At 67.9% G+C, this 17,017-nt stretch carries 10 protein-coding genes; 7 read left to right on the top strand and 3 right to left on the bottom strand.

Annotated features, from left to right (window positions below; translation table 11 throughout):
• The first annotated feature begins 227 nt into the window (after positions 1-227).
• From J7J50_RS19360 to J7J50_RS19350, 3 genes are all read left to right on the top strand, one after another.
• Positions 228-1,874, top strand: coding sequence for an acetolactate synthase large subunit (locus tag J7J50_RS19360; RefSeq protein ID WP_215059361.1), 1,647 nt, complete (start codon positions 228-230; stop codon positions 1,872-1,874).
• A 155-nt stretch (positions 1,875-2,029) separates the two neighbouring features.
• The gene (locus J7J50_RS19355) at positions 2,030-3,505 is read left to right on the top strand and encodes an aldehyde dehydrogenase family protein (RefSeq protein ID WP_215059359.1); all 1,476 of its coding nucleotides are present in this window, start codon (positions 2,030-2,032) and stop codon (positions 3,503-3,505) included.
• A gap of 685 nt (positions 3,506-4,190) precedes the next feature.
• Positions 4,191-5,675: a VWA domain-containing protein gene (locus J7J50_RS19350; RefSeq protein ID WP_251044638.1), complete on the top strand. Its 1,485-nt coding sequence runs from the start codon at positions 4,191-4,193 to the stop codon at positions 5,673-5,675.
• Between the two features lie 226 nt (positions 5,676-5,901).
• On the opposite strand, the gene J7J50_RS19345 is transcribed toward J7J50_RS19350, so the two are convergent.
• Positions 5,902-8,967, bottom strand: coding sequence for an EAL domain-containing protein (locus J7J50_RS19345; RefSeq protein ID WP_343222550.1), 3,066 nt, complete (start codon positions 8,965-8,967; stop codon positions 5,902-5,904).
• Between the two features lie 217 nt (positions 8,968-9,184).
• Between J7J50_RS19345 and J7J50_RS19340 the strand changes: the two genes are divergently transcribed.
• The 4 genes from J7J50_RS19340 (at position 9,185) to J7J50_RS19325 (ending at position 13,405) form a co-directional block, all read left to right on the top strand.
• The gene (locus J7J50_RS19340; protein ID WP_215059354.1) at positions 9,185-9,739 is read left to right on the top strand and encodes an RNA polymerase sigma factor; all 555 of its coding nucleotides are present in this window, start codon (positions 9,185-9,187) and stop codon (positions 9,737-9,739) included.
• Positions 9,736-10,911, top strand: a complete 1,176-nt coding sequence (locus J7J50_RS25165; RefSeq protein WP_215059351.1) for a hypothetical protein — start codon at positions 9,736-9,738, stop codon at positions 10,909-10,911. The genes J7J50_RS19340 and J7J50_RS25165 overlap by 4 nt, the downstream gene beginning before the upstream one ends.
• Positions 10,912-10,989: 78 nt before the next feature.
• The gene (locus J7J50_RS19330) at positions 10,990-11,598 is read left to right on the top strand and encodes a YigZ family protein (protein WP_215059349.1); all 609 of its coding nucleotides are present in this window, start codon (positions 10,990-10,992) and stop codon (positions 11,596-11,598) included.
• A gap of 10 nt (positions 11,599-11,608) precedes the next feature.
• A complete protein-coding gene (locus tag J7J50_RS19325; protein ID WP_215059347.1) occupies positions 11,609-13,405 on the top strand; it encodes an ABC transporter transmembrane domain-containing protein in 1,797 nt (598 codons plus the stop codon).
• 271 nt (positions 13,406-13,676) lie between these two features.
• Here J7J50_RS19325 and J7J50_RS19320 read toward each other — a convergent pair whose 3' ends face one another.
• Both J7J50_RS19320 and J7J50_RS19315 read right to left on the bottom strand, forming a co-directional pair.
• Positions 13,677-14,819, bottom strand: a complete 1,143-nt coding sequence (locus J7J50_RS19320; protein WP_215059344.1) for a S1 family peptidase — start codon at positions 14,817-14,819, stop codon at positions 13,677-13,679.
• A 517-nt stretch (positions 14,820-15,336) separates the two neighbouring features.
• Positions 15,337-16,632, bottom strand: a complete 1,296-nt coding sequence (locus tag J7J50_RS19315; RefSeq protein ID WP_215059342.1) for a S1 family peptidase — start codon at positions 16,630-16,632, stop codon at positions 15,337-15,339.
• Positions 16,633-17,017: the final 385 nt, after the last annotated feature.

Here is a 17,017-nt window from a genome sequence, read left to right as displayed (position 1 = left end):
TTTTGTAGGAGGGGCTTCAGCCCCGATGCTCTTCGTTCCGGTCGCCTTGAATCCCGGAAACCGGTTTGCCGAGGCGATCTGAGCGAAAAGCATCGGGGCTGAAGCCCCTCCCACACAGACTTCGATGCTCGCGCATAGCCCGCACCGTTCCACCGCCATCGCCCACCGCTAACATCGTTTGCGCGAGCATCGACGGATTCGGGCCCTGCCCGCTCCCGGAGTTCCGCATGACCAAGGCGTCCGACCTGTTCGTCGCCGCGCTCGAAGCCGAAGGCGTGCAATACGTCTTCGGCATTCCCGGCGAGGAAAACCTCGACCTGCTCGAATCGATGCGCACCTCCACGATCGAACTCGTGCTCACCCGCCACGAACAGGCCGCCGGTTTCATGGCCGCGACCTACGGCCGGCTGACCGGCAAGGCCGGCGTCTGCCTGTCCACCCTGGGGCCGGGCGCGACCAATCTGGTCACCGCCGCGGCCTACGCCCAACTCGGCGCGATGCCGATGCTGATGATCACCGGGCAGAAGCCGATCAAGACCAGCAAGCAGGGCCATTTCCAGATCGTCGATGTGGTCGACACCATGCGGCCGCTGACCAAGTACACGCGCCAGATCGTCGCCGCCGACAGCATCCCGGCGCGGGTGCGCGAAGCCTTTCGCCGCGCCGAGGAAGAACGTCCCGGCGCGGTGCATCTGGAACTGCCGCAGGATATCGCCGCCGATCCGACCCAGGCGCGGCTGATTCCGGCCTCGTTCTCGCGCCGTCCAGTGGCCGAGGACAAGGCCATCGAACGCGCCGCGCAGGCCATCGCCAGCGCCCGCCATCCGCTGCTGATGATCGGCGCCGGCGCCAATCGCAAGACCACTTCCAAGACCCTGGATGATTTCGTCGCCAAGCTCGGCATCCCCTACTTCACCACGCAGATGGGCAAGGGCGTGCTCGATGAGCAAGGCCCGCTGTGGCTCGGCAATGCGGCCTTGTCCGATCACGACTTCGTCCATCGCGCCATCGATTCGGCCGACTGCATCGTCAACATCGGCCACGACGTGATCGAGAAACCGCCGTTCTTCATGCGCGAAGGCCGGCGCACGGTGATCCATGTCAACTACGCCAGCGCCGAGGTCGATGCGGTGTACTTCCCGCAGATCGAAGTCGTCGGCGACATCGCCCACTCGGTCTGGCGCTTGCAGGAAGCCCTGCAGCCGCAGGCGCACTGGGACTTCGCCTTCTTCGACCGCGTCCGCGCCGCGCTGCTGGAACAACTGCGCGATCGCGCCGACGACGACCGCTTTCCGCTCGCGCCGCAGCGTCTGGTCGCCGACATGCGCGCGGCGCTGTCGCCGCGCGACGTGGTCTGCCTCGACAACGGCCTGTACAAGCTGTGGTTCGCGCGCAACTACCGCTGCCGCGAGCCCAACACCCTGCTGCTCGACAACGCGCTGGCGACGATGGGCGCCGGCCTGCCTTCTGCGATCGCCGCGCGCATCGTCTGTCCGGACCGCAAGGTCGTCGCGGTGTGCGGCGACGGCGGCTTCATGATGAATTCGCAGGAACTGGAAACCGCCGTGCGCCTCGGCTTGGACTTGGTCGTGCTGGTATTGCGTGACGACGCCTACGGCATGATCAAGTGGAAGCAAGCGCACGAGCGCTACCCGAGTTTCGGCATGGACCTGGGCAATCCGGACTTCGTCGCCTACGCGCGCAGCTACGGCGCGCGCGGGCACCGGCCCGAATCCAGCGACGCGTTCTTGCCGTTGCTGCGCCAGGCATTGGATACGCCGGGCGTGGATGTGATCGAAGTGCCGATCGATTACAACGACGACGACCGGATTCTCAACGAAGATATTCCCAGGCTCGCTTCGGCGGTGCAGTAACGCGGTTTGCCGCGTTCGGCCTGACCTCGGTCGGGGCTGAAGCTCCCTCCCACACAGACCTCGATGCCGCGGAATCTTTTGTGGGAGGGAGCTTCAGCCCCGACACCCGAAGCTACGAATCTCTCCGACTTCGCTCATCCTTCAAGGAGCAGCCAATGGCCAAGCCCAACAAGAAAAAACCCGCCAAGGGTCTGAAGTCCAGCTACCCCTACTACCTCGCCAACCGCCCGGTCGCGGCCAATACCGAGCTGGAAGTGCTGGACAAATACAGCGGCAAGCGCGCCACCCGCGTGGCGATGGCCGATGCCGCCGCGGTGCGCAAGGCCATCGTCGCCGCGCACAAGGCGCGCGAGGCGATGGCGCAATTCACCCCCGATCGCCGCCGCGACGTGCTCGAACACTGCGTGCGCCGCTTCGGCGAGCGTTTCGAAGAACTCGCGCAGGCCCTGTGCATCGAAGCGGGCAAGCCGATCAAGGACGCGCGCGGCGAAGTCACCCGCCTGATCGATACCTTCCGCATCGCCGCCGGCGAAGCCACCCGCGGCGACGGCCAGATCATCGAGCTGCAGATCTCCGAGCGCACCCGCGGCTATCGCGGCATGGTCAAGCGCGTGCCGATCGGGCCGTGCAGTTTCATCACTCCGTTCAATTTCCCGCTGAATCTGGTCGCGCACAAAGTCGCGCCGGCGATCGCCGCCGGCTGCCCGTTCGTGCTCAAGCCGGCGATCAAGACCCCGGTCGGGGCGTTGATCATCGGCGAGGTATTGGCCGAAACCGATCTGCCCGAAGGCGCGTTCTCGGTGTTGTGCTGTTCGAACGAAGACGCCTCGCTGCTGGTCGAGGACGAGCGGATCAAGCTGCTGAGCTTCACCGGCGGCCTGATCGGCTGGGATCTGAAGGCGCGCGCCGGCAAGAAGAAGGTCACCCTAGAACTCGGCGGCAACGCCGCCTGCATCATCGATGCCGATCCGGGCGCGAGCCTGGATCATGTGGTCGAGCGGCTGGTGTTCGGCGCTTACTACCAGAGCGGCCAGAGCTGCATCAGCGTGCAGCGCATCTACGCCCACGCCGACATCTACGACAAGCTGCGCAAGAAGCTCAAGGCGGCGATCGGCGCACTGCGCATGGGCGATCCGCGCTTGGATTCGACCTTCATCGGCCCGGTGGTCGATGAGGATGCGGCCAAGCGCATCCAGTCGTGGATCGACGCGGCGGTCAAGGGCGGCGCCAAGCGCATCAACGCCGGCCCGCGCGCCGGCAACATGATTCCCGCGACCTTGCTGGAGAAGGTGCCGCACGATGCCGACCTGTACCGCAAGGAAGCCTTCGGCCCGGTCGCGCTGATCGAGCCGTTCGACGATTTCGACAGTGTCCTCGACGAGGTCAACGACAGCGATTTCGGCTTGCAGGCTGGCGTGTTCACCGGCCGGCTGGATCATGCGATGCGCGCGTGGGACCGGCTCGACGTCGGCGGCGTGATCGTCGGCGACGTGCCGAGCTTCCGCGTCGACAACATGCCTTACGGCGGCGTCAAGGATTCCGGGCAAGGGCGCGAAGGCGTGCGGTATGCGATCGAGGATATGAGCGAGCAGCGGTTGCTGGTGATTCGGGATCCAACCGAAGCGAAGTAACCCCGGACTTCTCCGAAGCCACGATCTACCCATCCTCAGCCGTCAGCCCCTCTCCCGCTTTGCGGGAGAGGGGTTGGGGTGAGGGCCAGCCAGCCGCGCTGCGCCCTCATCCGCCCTCATCCGCCCTCCGGGCACCTTCTCCCGCCTGCGGGAGAAGGAAACAGCAAATATTTTTTGTAGCCTCAACCCCGCCCGTCGTACCGGCCCGTTCGTCTTCCCAGGTCCACACACCAGGGAAGCCGCCATGCAAGCCTCAACCTCGCGCCGTTCGCCGTCCGCCCGCCACTCCATGCACCTGCTCAGCGCCGCCCTGCTGGCCGCGCTGGCACTCAGCGCCTGCCAGGCGCCGGGCGATGTGAATTCCTCCACGAGCAAGAACGAACAAGTCGGCAAGGTCCGCGGCGCGCAAGCCGCGCAAGCCGATATGCGGCGCGACGAGCTCCAGGCCGCCGACGCGGCGGCCTCGGCCGGCGCGGGTTACACCGCCCCCGCCGAACCGGTCAAGTCCATGCCCGCCCAGCCCGTGACCGAATACAAAGCCAAGCCGGTCGGCAACCTCGCTCCGGCCGGCCGCGCGCAAGCGCAGGCGCAGGCGGAGCGAGTGATGGTGACCGGCTCGCGCATTCGCGAGAACAGCGGGCTCATGAAGCACATGGCCGCGCCGATGCCCGTCGCATCGCCGGCGATGATCGCGCCGCCCCCGCCGCCCTCTTACTCGCAGCCGGCCAACACGGAGAAATACGCCGAACGCGAGGACAACCCGGTGGTGCGCGCCAGCGAACAGCCGCTGTCCACGTTCTCCATCGACGTCGATACCGGCAGCTACGCCAACGTGCGGCGCATGCTCAACGACGGCCAGCGTCCGCCCGCCGACGCGGTGCGCGCGGAAGAGTTCATCAACTACTTCGACTACGGCCACGCCGCGCCGAAATCGCTCGCCACGCCGTTCAAGGTGTCCACCGAACTGGCGCCGGCGCCGTGGAACGCGCAGCGCCAGTTGCTGATGATCGGCATCAAGGGCTTCGATGTGCCCAAGCAGACGCTGCCGCCGGTCAACCTGGTGTTCCTGATCGACACCTCCGGCTCGATGGATTCGCCGGACAAATTGCCGCTGCTCAAGAGCGCGTTCTCGATGCTGACCAGGCAACTGCGCCCGCAGGATCGCATCTCGATCGTGGTCTACGCCGGCGCCGCCGGCCTGGTGCTGCCGCCCACGCCCGGCGATCGTCAACAGGAGATTCTCGACGCGCTGGGCCGCCTGCAGGCCGGCGGCAGCACCAACGGCGGCGACGGCATCCGCCTGGCGTATGCGACGGCGAAGCAGGCTTTCGTCAAGAACGGCGTCAACCGCGTGATCCTGGCCACCGACGGCGACTTCAACGTCGGCACGGTCGATAACAACGCGCTGGAGACGATGGTCGCCGATCAGCGCAAGAGCGGCATCGCCCTGACCACGCTGGGCTTCGGCACCGGCAACTACAACGATCAGCTGTCGGAGAAACTCGCCGATGTCGGCGACGGCAACCATGCCTACATCGACACCTTGCAGGAAGCGCGCAAGGTGCTGGTCGAGGAAATGGGCTCGACCCTGCTGACCATCGCCCGCGACGTCAAGATCCAGATCGAATTCAATCCGGCGCAGGTCGCCGAGTACCGTTTGATCGGTTACGAAAACCGTTTGCTCAAGCGCGAGGATTTCGCCAACGACAAGGTCGACGCCGGCGATATCGGCGCGGGTCATGAGGTCACCGCGTTGTACGAGATCACCCCGGTCGGCTCCAAGGCCACGCGCCTGCCGGCGTTGCGCTACACCGGAGCGGCTGCGGCCGCGGGCGGCAAGGACGGCGAAATCGCCAACCTCAAGCTGCGCTACAAGCGTCCGGGCGAAGACCGCAGCCAGCTGATCGAAACGCCGGTGCTGCGTTCGGGCCAGCGCGCGGTCGCCAGCGATCCGATGCGCATGGCCGCCTCGGTTGCCGCTTTCGCCGACGCCTTGCGTGGCGGCAGTCAGTACGACGGCTGGGGTTGGGATCAGATTCTGGCCAGCGCGCGCAGCGTGCGGCTCGATGATCGCTGGGGTCAGCGCGCCGAGTTCGTGCGATTGGTGGAGCGGGCCAAGTCGCAGATCGGTGAGTTGAAGCCGGCCAACGGCGTGGCGGTCAGCGACTGACAGCGCCCCAGTGCTCTTCCCCCCTTTGAAAAAGGGGGGCCAGGGGGGATTCGCTTTTGCTCCTGACCAAACGGAAAAGCAAATCCCCCAGCGCTTCGACCGCTACACAGCAACCACATCCACGCCGGGCGCCAGCCCCCTTTTGCAAAGGGGGCGAATTGACTCGCTCGGTCGAGGTGGAAGGACTGGCTGAAGCAACCGCAAGACGATCCCGCGCCACGAAGTTCTAAGCGTCGCCGGTGCCGGTATGTTCGACGAAGTCAGGCTCGCCGAATCCGGTGCCGGCGGCGCCCTTCAGCGCCGCCGGATCGCGCGATTCGATCCGCGCGCCAATGTCCTGCGCACTCGCGCCGCCAACCTCGGCCGCGGCGACATTCGAAGCGACACCATCCACGCCGATCACATCCGCGACGCCCTCGGGAATCCGCACTTCGCCGCTGACCCGCTCGGCCGGACGCCCGAACAGATAGCCCTGGCCGTAGGTGCAACCCAGTTCGCGCAGGATCAACCGCTGTGCTTGCGTCTCCACGCCTTCGCCGATGGAGTGGATGCCCAAGGTTCCGGCCAGCGCCTGGATCGCGCGCACCACGGCGATGCTCTCCGGGCGCGATTCGCCGATCAAACCGGCGACGAAGCTTTGATCGATCTTCAAACACTCGATCGGAAACCGATGCAAATACGACAACGCGGAAAACCCCGTGCCGAAATCGTCCAGCTGCGCCAGCACGCCGTGATTGCGCAAGGTGCGCAATATCCGCAGCGCGCGCGGCACATCGTCGAGCAACGCGACCTCTGTGATCTCGATGCGCAGCCGGCGCGGGTCGGCGCCGGCTTCTTCGATCATGCGCAGCAACCGGTCGGCGAAATCGCCGGAACGGAAATGCCGCGGCGATACGTTGACCGAGATATAACCGTGGCCGCCGCGCGCCAGCTCGGCGATCACCCGGCCGTAGAGAATCCAGTCGGCTTCCTCGATCAGGCCGCTGTCTTCGCCCAGGCCGATGAACTCGCGCGGCAACAGCAGCCCGCGCTTCTCGTGGCGCCAGCGCAGCAGCGCTTCGTGGCCGATCACCAGTTGATCGTCCAGGCGCACGATCGGCTGGTAATAGGCGACGAAGGCATCGCCGTTGATGGCGCGGCGCAGGTCGGCTTCCAGGTCCAGGATGCGCAAGGCCTGCTCGCGCATTTCCTCGTCGAACACGGCGAAGCGGCCGCGGCCGGCGCCCTTGGCGCGGTACATCGCCGCGTCGGCGTCGCGCAGCAGCTCGGTGCCGTTGCCGTAGCGCGGATGCCACATGGCGATGCCGACGCTGGCGGAGGGAAACACTTCGCGTCCGGCCACCCAGCACGGTTCGCCGAGCGCGCGCAGCACGCGCTGGGCCAGGTCTTCGGCGACCATCAGGCCGTCGATGTTCTCGATCAGGATCGCGAATTCGTCGCCGCCCAGGCGCGCGACCATGTCGGCGCTGCGCACGGTGCCGACGATGCGGCGGCTGCTTTCGATCAGCAGTTCATCGCCGGCCGAATGGCCGACGCTGTCGTTGACCAGCTTGAACCGGTCCAGGTCCAGGAACAGCACCGCGAACGCGCGGTTGTCGCGTTTGGCGTGGGCGATGACGTGGTCCAGCCGATCGAGCAGCTGGCCGCGATTGGGCAGACCGGTCAGCGCGTCGTGCAGGGCCTGATGGGTGAGCTTGAGCTCGGCGCGCACGCGTTCGCCGATCTGCGCGACCAGTTCGGCGTTGGTGTGGGCCAGCTCGCGCGTGCGCGTGGCCACGCGCTGCTCGAGTTCGCCGTGCGCGGTGACCAGCCGGTCCTGCGCCTGCTTGCGCGCCAGGCCGATGCTGATGTGATGGGCGACGAAGGTCAGCAGTTCCTGATCGCGGGCATTGAAGCTGATCGCGCGCGAGTAGCTTTGAATGGCGATCACGCCCACCACTGCGTCGTCGCGGTACAGCGGCACGCCGAGCCAGCAGTGCGCGGCCGAGCCGTGACTGCGCACTTCGCCGCGGCTGTTGAGCTCGGCGATGCGGTGGCGATCGGCCAGCAGCGGTTTGCCCTGGCGGATCACGTATTCGGTCAGGCCGTCGGCGAGCCGGCGGGTTTCGCGGATCACGTCGCGTTCGTCGATCGAATACGGAAACTGCAGGCGCTCGCCGTCGTCGGACAGCAGCGCGATATAGAAGTTGCGCGCGTACAGCAGCTCGCTGACCACGTCGTGGACCTGGGAATAGAAGCGCTCCAGGGTGTCGGAGGTGATGGTCAGCTCGGCGATGCGGAACAGCGCGCGCTGCAGGCGCTCGGAGCGCTGGCGTTCGATGATCTCGGCCTGCAGGTCGCGATTGCTCAGCTGCAGCGCGTAGGTGCGCTCGGCGACGCGGCGTTCGAGTTCCTCGCGCGCGCGGAAGCGGTCCAGCGCGGTGAGGATGTGCTGGGCGACGAACGACAGCAGGGCGCGGTCTTCGTCGCCGTAACTGCCGGCGGTGTCGTAGTTCTGCACCACGATCGCGCCGCACACGCGCTCGTCGCGGCGCATCGGCACGCCGAGCCAGTCGGCGCTGTCGGGGCCGTGGCGCTCGTCGTTGGGCACGTTCAGGCGTTCGCGCAGATCCGCCGAGCTGCCCTGCAGCGATTCGCCGTGGCGCAGCAGCGCCAGGGTCAGGCTGGTCGGCATGTCTTCGCCGCGGATCGACTGCATCGGATTGGCCACGTAAGGGTCGTGACGGTCGGCGAAATACAGGAAGCGCATCGTGTCGGCGACGTCGTCGTAGAGCACGATGTAGAAATTCTCCGCGTACATCAGGCCGCAGACCACGCCGTGGATGCGGCTGAGCAGGTCGGGCATCTCCAGGCCGGAGCCGGCCAGATCGGCGATGCCGTACAGCGCCTGCTGCAGGCGCTCGGACTTCTCCAGCGCCTCGGCGCGGGCGTGGGCGCGGCCGGCGGCCAGGTCGGCGACGACGATGCGCCGCGCCATCGCCAGCCAGGCCGCGCGCAGCGGCGTGGTCAGCACTTGCGGCATCTGCGCGACGATGCTGGCGCGGCTGCGGTCTTCCAGCCACCACGCCGCCTCGATGCGGTCGGCATAGCGATCGTCGGAGGCGCCGACGGCAGGCGGGTCGCGTTCCAGCAGGCGGCGCGCGGCATCGCGCAGAGGGGTATCGGTGCCGGGCGTGAACGAATCCGATACCCGGCCGTGGGCCGGACGCCAGCACACCACCACCTGCGAGCCGGCCGGCAGGGCCTCCTGCAGGGCGCACGCCAGGGCTTCGCCCGCGGACGATTCGCTCACCGCTGCCGCTTGAATCGAATCTGTCCGCACCGGATCGCCGCCTTCCATACAGGACGCAGGATAACGCGAGCTTTACATGTTCGGCAGATCGCAACCCCGCCGCCGGTCCCGATCCGTTGTTCCAGACATGCTACTGGCCCTGCCCACATCGCTATACGACGCCCCGCCGACGCGCAAGCGCTTCCCGTCCGCGCCGAGTCACCGTACCCTGCCGCGAATGAACTCCGGTGCCGACGCGAGCGACGACGTGCTGATGCTGGCCTGGACGGCCGGCGACGCGGCCGCGTTCGAGTTGCTGTACGCGCGCCACCGCGGCCCCTTGTACCGGTTCTTGCTGCGGCAGATCCGCGATTCGGCGCTGGCCGACGAGTTCTTCCAGGATGTCTGGCAGCGCGTGATCGGCGCGCGCCACGGCTGGAAACCCGACGCGCAGTTCAGCACCTGGCTGTTCCGGATCGCCCACAACCGCCTCAACGACCACTGGCGCGGCCTCAAGCACCGCCCGCCGACGCCGGAAGACGGCGACGAACGCGCCGCGCGCGTGCCCGACCCAACCACGCCCGAGCGCGAACTGTCCGAATTCGAACAGCGCCGCCGCCTGCAGCGCGCGATCGAGGAATTGCCCGAGGAGCAGCGTGAAGTGGTGCTGCTGCGACTGGAACAGGAACTGAGCCTGGAGGAGATCGGCGCCATTACGGGGGCGGGCCGGGAAACGGTGAAGTCCAGGCTGCGATACGCGATGGACAAGCTTCGCGCGAGGTTGACCGAATGAACCGCCGTCCCGACGCACCCGATCCGCTGTCGCCGGAAGAACGCGACCTGGCCGACCGCCTGCTGCGGCTGGGCCCGAACGACGGTCCCTCTTCCGCGCTGGACGCGAAGATCCTCGCCGCCGCGCACGCCGCGGTGGCGCAGACGCCGCGTGCGCGCGCGCGCAAAACCCGCTGGCCGGCGTGGATCGGCGTGGCCGCGTCGCTGTCGTTGGCGGTCGGTATCGCCTGGCAATTGCGGCCGATGGACAAGGCCGCCGACGCCATGCGCGAGGACGAGGTCGCCGTCACGGCCGGCGCCGTCCACAGTTCTGCCGCGGCCGACGCCGCCTCGGCCGACAGCCAGGATTCGATCGCCGGCCAGGGCGGCGCGACACCGGCCGCCGATGCCGCCGCCAGCAGCGCGGCGATGGCCGAGAACGCCGCCGTCCCGATCAAGCCGATGCCGGCCGAACCCGCGCCGCCGCACCAGATCGCACCGCCGCCACCGCCCCCGCAGTTCGCCAAGCGCAGCAACGCCGTCGCCGATCCTGTCCCGGCGGCGAGCGCGAACCGCGCCGCCGAGCAACCGCGCGAACAAGGTTATTTGCAGACACAGCCGCGCAACGAGCCCGCCTACCCGGCGAAGGTCATGGCCGCGCCGCCTCCGCCGCCGGCGCCGGTGCCGAATTTCGATCCGACCCCGATCGCCGCGCCCGCGCCGTTCCCCGCCGATGCCGCGCCCGCCGCCGCCTCCTCCGCGCCCGCGGCACCTGCAGCGCCCGCCCGCGACGCCGCCAAGCCCGCCGGCGAGGCCAAGATGCGCCGCGCCGCGCCGGCGCAGGCACCGGCGTCGATCAGCGGGCTCACCGCCACCGATGCCGAAGCCCCCGCGGGCGCGCAGCCGGCGCAGTCGCGGGCCAAGTCGGAGAACTTCAAGGCCGCCGCGGAAGAAGTCAGATCGCCGGCGCCCGTGCGCGAGGAGCCCGCGCTCGACCGCGTCATGGTCACCGGTTCGCGCATCTCGCCCAATGTCGAAGACGACAGCAAGCTGCCCGCCGCGCAATGGCTGGACCGCATCCGCCAATACCGCGACGGCGGCGAGCTCGAACGCGCCCGCGAAAGCCTGCGCCAGTTCCGCCGCAGCCATCCGCACACCCGGATTCCGCGCGACCTGCGGCCGCTGCTCAAATGAGCGCGGCCGTCGGGCGCCGCCGGGCCGCCCTGCCCCCGCCCCTGCCGCGCCCGCAGCCCGCGAGTTGAGGCCGCCGCGATGAGCGCGACCACGCTGGCCGAACGCGCCCGCCACCCGATCGAGATCAAGCACAGCCGCTTCCTGGCCCTGGCCGCGCCGGTGGCCTCGCCCGAGGCGGCGCTGGCTTTCGTCCAGGAGGTCGCCGACCCGGACGCCACCCACAACTGCTGGGCCTACCGGATCGGCGCGAGTTACCGCTTCAACGACGACGGCGAACCCTCCGGCACCGCCGGCCGGCCGATCCTGGCCGCGATCGATGGACAGGGCTGCGATCAGGTGGTGACCGTGGTCACGCGCTGGTACGGCGGGATCAAGCTCGGCGCCGGCGGTCTGGTCCGCGCCTACGGCGGCGCCGCGGCCGAGTGCCTGCGCCGCGCCGCGCGCCGGGAATTGATCGTCTACGGCGAGCTGGATCTGGCCTACGCCTTCGAGGACATCGGCGCCGTGCACGCGGCCTTGAACGCATTCGGCGCGGAAAAAGCCGGGGAACGCTTCGACGCCGACGGCGCGCATGTGCGGATTCGCCTGCCGGCGTCGCAGTTGCCCGCCTTGAAAGAACAACTGCGCGACGCCACTCGTAATCGCGTGCGCCTGAATTCTCCCGGCGAACCGCCCTCCCCTCGATAGACTGCGATCCATGACCGATGCCAGCGCCGGCCCGAAGGCCGCCCCCCGACGCGACAAGGCCCCGATCGGCAGCCTGAGCACCCTTTGGCCGTTCGTGCGCAAACACAAAGGCCTGTTCGTCGCCTGGTTGTTCGCGCTGGCCGCGTCCAGCGCCGCCACCCTGAGCTTTCCGGCCGCGTTCAAGACCATGATCGACCAGGGCTTCGCCCAGAGCACCTCCGGCGGCGGCAGCGGCGCGATCGACCGCGCCTTCCTGATCCTGTTCCTGGTCGCCATCGGCCTGGCCTTCGCCACCGCCGCGCGCTTCTATCTGGTGTCGGTGCTCGGCGAAAAAGTCGTCGCCGATCTGCGCGAGCAGTTGTACCGGCATCTGGTCGGGCTCGACGCCGGCTTCCACGATCGCAACCGCAGCGGCGAACTGGTCTCGCGCCTGACCGCCGACGCCGAGCTGCTGCGCAGCGTGGTCGGTTCCAGCATGTCGGTGGCGCTGCGCAGTTCGGTCACGGTGATCGGCAGCCTGGCGATGATGTTCGTGACCAATCCGCGCCTGGCCGCGTTCTCGCTGATCGGCATTCCCTTGGCGGTGCTGCCGATCGTGGCCGGCGGCCGCAAGCTGCAGCGCATCTCGCGCGCCAGCCAGGACCGCGTCGCCGACGCCAACACTTTGGCGAGCGAAACCCTGGGCGCCGTGCGCACGGTCCAGGCGCATGCGCGCGAGCCTTACGAGCAAGGCCGTTTCAGCCATTCGCTGCGGGTCGCGGTGAAGGCCGCGCGCCAGCGCATCACCGCCCAGGCCTGGGTCACCGCGATCGCCATCACCCTGGTGTTCGGCGCGATCATCATGGTGCTGTGGTCGGGCGCGCACGACGTCATCGCCGGCCGCCTGACCGCCGGCACTCTGGCGCAGTTCGTGCTGTACGCGCTGATCGGCGGCGGCTCGATCGGCGCGCTGGCCGAGGTCTGGAACGACCTGCAGCGCGCGGCCGGCGGCATGGGCCGGATCAGCGAACTGCTCAACGAAGAAAGCGCGGTGCAGGCGCCGGAGCATCCGCAGCCGCTGCCGCAGCCGCTGCGCGGCGAGATCGTGTTCGATCACGTCGGCTTCCACTATCCGCAGCGCCCCGATCTGCCGGCGCTGCAGGATTTCAGCCTGCGCGTGAATCCCGGCGAGACCGTGGCCCTGGTCGGCCCGTCCGGCGCCGGCAAGAGCACGGTGTTCTCCGTGCTGCTGCGTTTCCACGATCCGCAGCACGGCGCGGTGCGCGTGGACGGCGTGGATGTGCGCGACGCCGATCCGGGCGCGCTGCGCGAGCGCATCGCCCTGGTGCCGCAACAGCCGACCATCTTCGCCACCACCGCGCGCGACAACGTGCGTTACGGCCGCCTCGACGCCAGCGACGTGGAAGTCGATGAAGCCGTGCGCGCCGCCTACGCCACCGACTTCATCGAGACGCTGCCCGACGGCCTGTCCACCGAACTGGGCGAACGCGGCGCGCGCCTGTCCGGCGGCCAGCAGCAGCGCATCGTGATCGCCCGCGCCCTGCTCAAGGACGCGCCGATCCTGCTGCTCGACGAAGCCACCAGCGCGCTCGACGCGCAGAGCGAACGCGCGGTGCAGCAGGCACTGGAAGCGCTGATGCAGGGACGCACGACGCTGGTGATCGCGCATCGCTTGGCGACCGTGCTCAAGGCCGATCGGATCGTGGTGATGGACCGCGGCCGGATCGTCGCGGAAGGCACCCACGAGCAGTTGCTGGCCCAGGGCGGCTTGTACGCGGAGTTGGCGAAGTTGCAGTTCCTCGACTGAGGAGCGCTGTCGGCGAAACCGCCGGCCGACTTGGTCGGCGCGGGTAAACGCGGCGCCACACAACCGGCGGCTTACTTGCCGTCAGGATCATTGGCTCGCCCGCATTGCCAGCGCCAATAAAAACGCCCCGCGCAAGGCGGGGCGTCGCGAAGCACTCCGGCCGCGAACGCGCAGCCGGAGAAACGCTCAGGTCAGTTGGTCACCAGGGTCAGACCGTACCGGCTCAGGATCGGATTCAAGGGCTGGAACCAGGCCTTGCGCGAACTTTCCTTCACCGCGCAATTGTCCGGGCTCCGAACGGTATCAAGCCAGTGGAAGTCACGCCCTGGGCCTGGCCGTCCGCGGTGATCCAGGAACCGCCCGAATCGCCGGGGCCGGTGCACACGTTGGTTTCGGTCAACCCGTTGATCCGGTCGACGAAGCCGACCTTCACCGTGACGTTCTTGGCGCGGATGGTGCCGCAATGGTAGCCGGTGGTACGGCCCGAACGGCACAGCGCCGCGCCGACCGGAGCTTCGACGCTGCCCTTCACCGGCAGCAGGCCGCCGCTGTAGTTCTTGACCTGACCGAGCAGGGTGTGCTCGGAATTGACCGTCACCCAAGCCATGTCGGTACCCGGATGGTCCGAAGCGGTGACCGTACCCAACGCCACCGGGGCCGCGGTGTCGCCGGTGAGCAACGCCAGGCCGGGTTTGCCGCAGTGGCCGGCGGTGACGAAGCCTTTGACCACGCCCTTGGTCACCGAGAAACCGACCGAGCACGGGCGGTACCCTTCACCGACATCCCAGTAGTACTGATCGCCGCCGATCACCTCGGACAGCAGCGTCGGCGTGCCCGCGTCGGTTTCGAAGCGCACCGCGCCGGCGTCGGCGCCGCTGAGCGCGACGAAGTCCACGCCCTCCCCGGTCGCGCCCGGAGCGAGGCTGACCACGACCGAGTTGGTGGCCGGATCGACGCGCCAGGAGTGCACGCCGTCGAGCGGCTTGCTGACGCCGGCCACGCGCGAACGCGCCTGCGATTCCAACGCCGCGAACGCAGTCTCGAGTTGGCCCAGACTATGGCGCACGTTGCGCACTTCGACGCCGCCGAGGCTGCGCGCGGCCTTGCCGGTGCCCGAGGTCGCGACCACGAAGCCGAAGCTGCCGTCGGCCTTGCGCTCGATCCAACTGCCGGCGAAGGTCGAACCCAGCGCGCGCTTGGCCGATGCGCCCTGCCGCAGCGAGAGGCTCTGGGTCGTCAGGTATTGCGGCACTTGCTTGGCGGAGATACCCAGGTCGCGCTGCAGCGCCAGTTGCAGGCGCGGGTCGATCGAATCGGCCGCGAATACGGCGCCGGACGCGAGCGAAGCCACCGACGCCAGGGCGAGGACCAAAGAACGCCGGCGGGCGCGACGAACGGATTGACGCAAGGACATGAAAAAACCCCCTTCTTGTATTTAATGGATGGGCCAGCCGGGCTGGCCGGTTCGCCGCGATGGCGCAAGGCCGCTGTCCAGGATCGATATCGAACACGACGATGCCCACGGCGGGCAGTTCTTTGATACAGGCCCGTGCGTTTGTTCAAGCGATGGCGAACGCTCCGCACGGCAGACAGAACGCGACAGGCATCACGCAAAAAATAGATTCAGACTAGTCTGATAGGCCTCGCGCCGTCGCCGACGGCGAACGCCTCCGCATCGCGCCCAAATCGCGCCGCATGCATTGCGTGCGATCAGGCGCAAATCCCGAGTAAACGACTCATGCCGCGGGCGCATGCGCTTTTTTGCGGCCGCGAACAAAACCAAACGAACGACGCGAACGCCGATCGAGATCGAAGACGGGATTCCGCCTGCCGCTCCACCGCGGCCGAACGCACTCGACAGCGACCCGCGCGGCCAGGAAAAGACGCCCCGCGCTGCGGGGCGTCGATATCGCTCAAATCGCGCGGCGCGCTCAGCTGGTGATCAGCTTCAGGCCGTACTTTCTCAGAAGCGGATTCAGTGGCTGGAAATACGACCTGCGCTGTTCGACCGGGAGCGAGCAGTTGTCCATGGTGCTCGTCGTCGGGAGGGTGCCGCCCGCACTCACGCCCTGGGCCTGCCCGGCGCCAGTGATCACGGGACCGCCCGAATCGCCGCGGCCGGAGCAGGCGTTGGTTAGAGTCAAACCGGTGACGACACCGGCGATACTCGTTAAGTCGACGTTCTTGGCGCGGATGATGCCGCATTTATAGAACGTGACGTGGCCCGACCTGCATACCACAGCGCCCATCTCCGCCTCGACGCTGCCTTTCACCGCCACCGTGCTGTCATTGGCCCATTGAGTGACTTGGCCGACCGGCAGGTGCTTGTCGTCGAGCGCCACCCAGGCCATATCGGTCCCGGGGAAATCCGACGCCATGACGACACCCAGCACGGTACGCGAGTTCGGGAAGGCGTCGATGTAGACCATTCGGGCGACGCTGCCGCAGTGGCCGGCGGTGGCGAAGCCTTTGACCTCACCCTTGGTCACCGGAAAACCGACCGAGCACACGCCGCGCCCCTCGCCGAGCGGCCAGTGGTACCCGATGCCACCGCGCACGAGATCGAAGGTCTGCGGCGAACCCACATCGGTCTCGAAGCGCACGGTAGCGGCGTCGGCGCCGCTGGACGCTACGAAATCGACGGCGTCGGCGTCGGCGCCGGGCGCGTGGCTGACCACCACCGAGTTGGTGAGCGGATCGATGTACCACGAATTCACGCCGCCCAGCGGCTTGCTGATGCCGGCCACGCGCGACAGCGCGAGCCTGCGCAGCGCGGCGATCGTGCTTTCCAGGCGACTCAGGCTATGGCGCACGGTGCGCACTTCCGCGCCGCCGAGGCTGCGCGCCGCCTTGCCGGTGCCCGAGCTGGCGACCACGAACTTGAAGCTGCCGTCGGCCTTGCGTTCGATCCAGCTGCCGGCGAAGGTCGAACCCAGCGCACGCTTGGCCGATGCGCCCTGCCGCAGCGAGAGGCTCTCGGTTTTCAGGTATTGCGGCAGTTGCCTGGCGGAGATACCCAGGTCGCGCTGCATCGCCTGTTGCAGGCGCGGGTCGATCGAATCGGCCGCGAATACGGCGCCGGACGCGAGCGAAGCCACCGACGCCAGAGCGAGGACCAAAGAGCGCCGGCGGGCGCGAGGAGCGGATTGAAACAAGGACATGAAAAACCCCTTCTTGTATGGAATGGATGGGCCAGCCGCGCTGACCTGTTCGCCGCGATGGCGCAAGGCCGCTGTCCGGGATCGATCTCGAACATGACGATGCCCACGGCGTGCAGTTCCTTGATACAGGCCCATGCGTTTGTTCGAGCGATGGCGAACGGTCTGCACAACGGTCAGAACGCGACACTCGCCACGCAAAAAAAAGATTCGGACGAGTCTGATAGGCCGTGCGCCATCGCCGGCGGCGAACGCTTCCGCATCGCGCGAAAACCGCACCGCAGGCATTGCGTGCGATCAGGCGCAAATCGTGAGTAAACGACTCGTGCTATGGGCGCGTTTTATTTTTTGCGGCCGCGAACAAACCAGGCGAACACCACGAACGCCGATCCAGACATCGGCGGCGATGTTGTCCGCCGATGTCCGCCGCATTCTCTCGATGTCCGTTGCGCTG

Source organism: Lysobacter sp. ISL-50, from assembly GCF_018612875.1.
In the GTDB taxonomy this organism is placed as follows: domain Bacteria; phylum Pseudomonadota; class Gammaproteobacteria; order Xanthomonadales; family Xanthomonadaceae; genus Lysobacter.
This window is presented reverse-complemented; position numbering and strand designations above follow the sequence as displayed.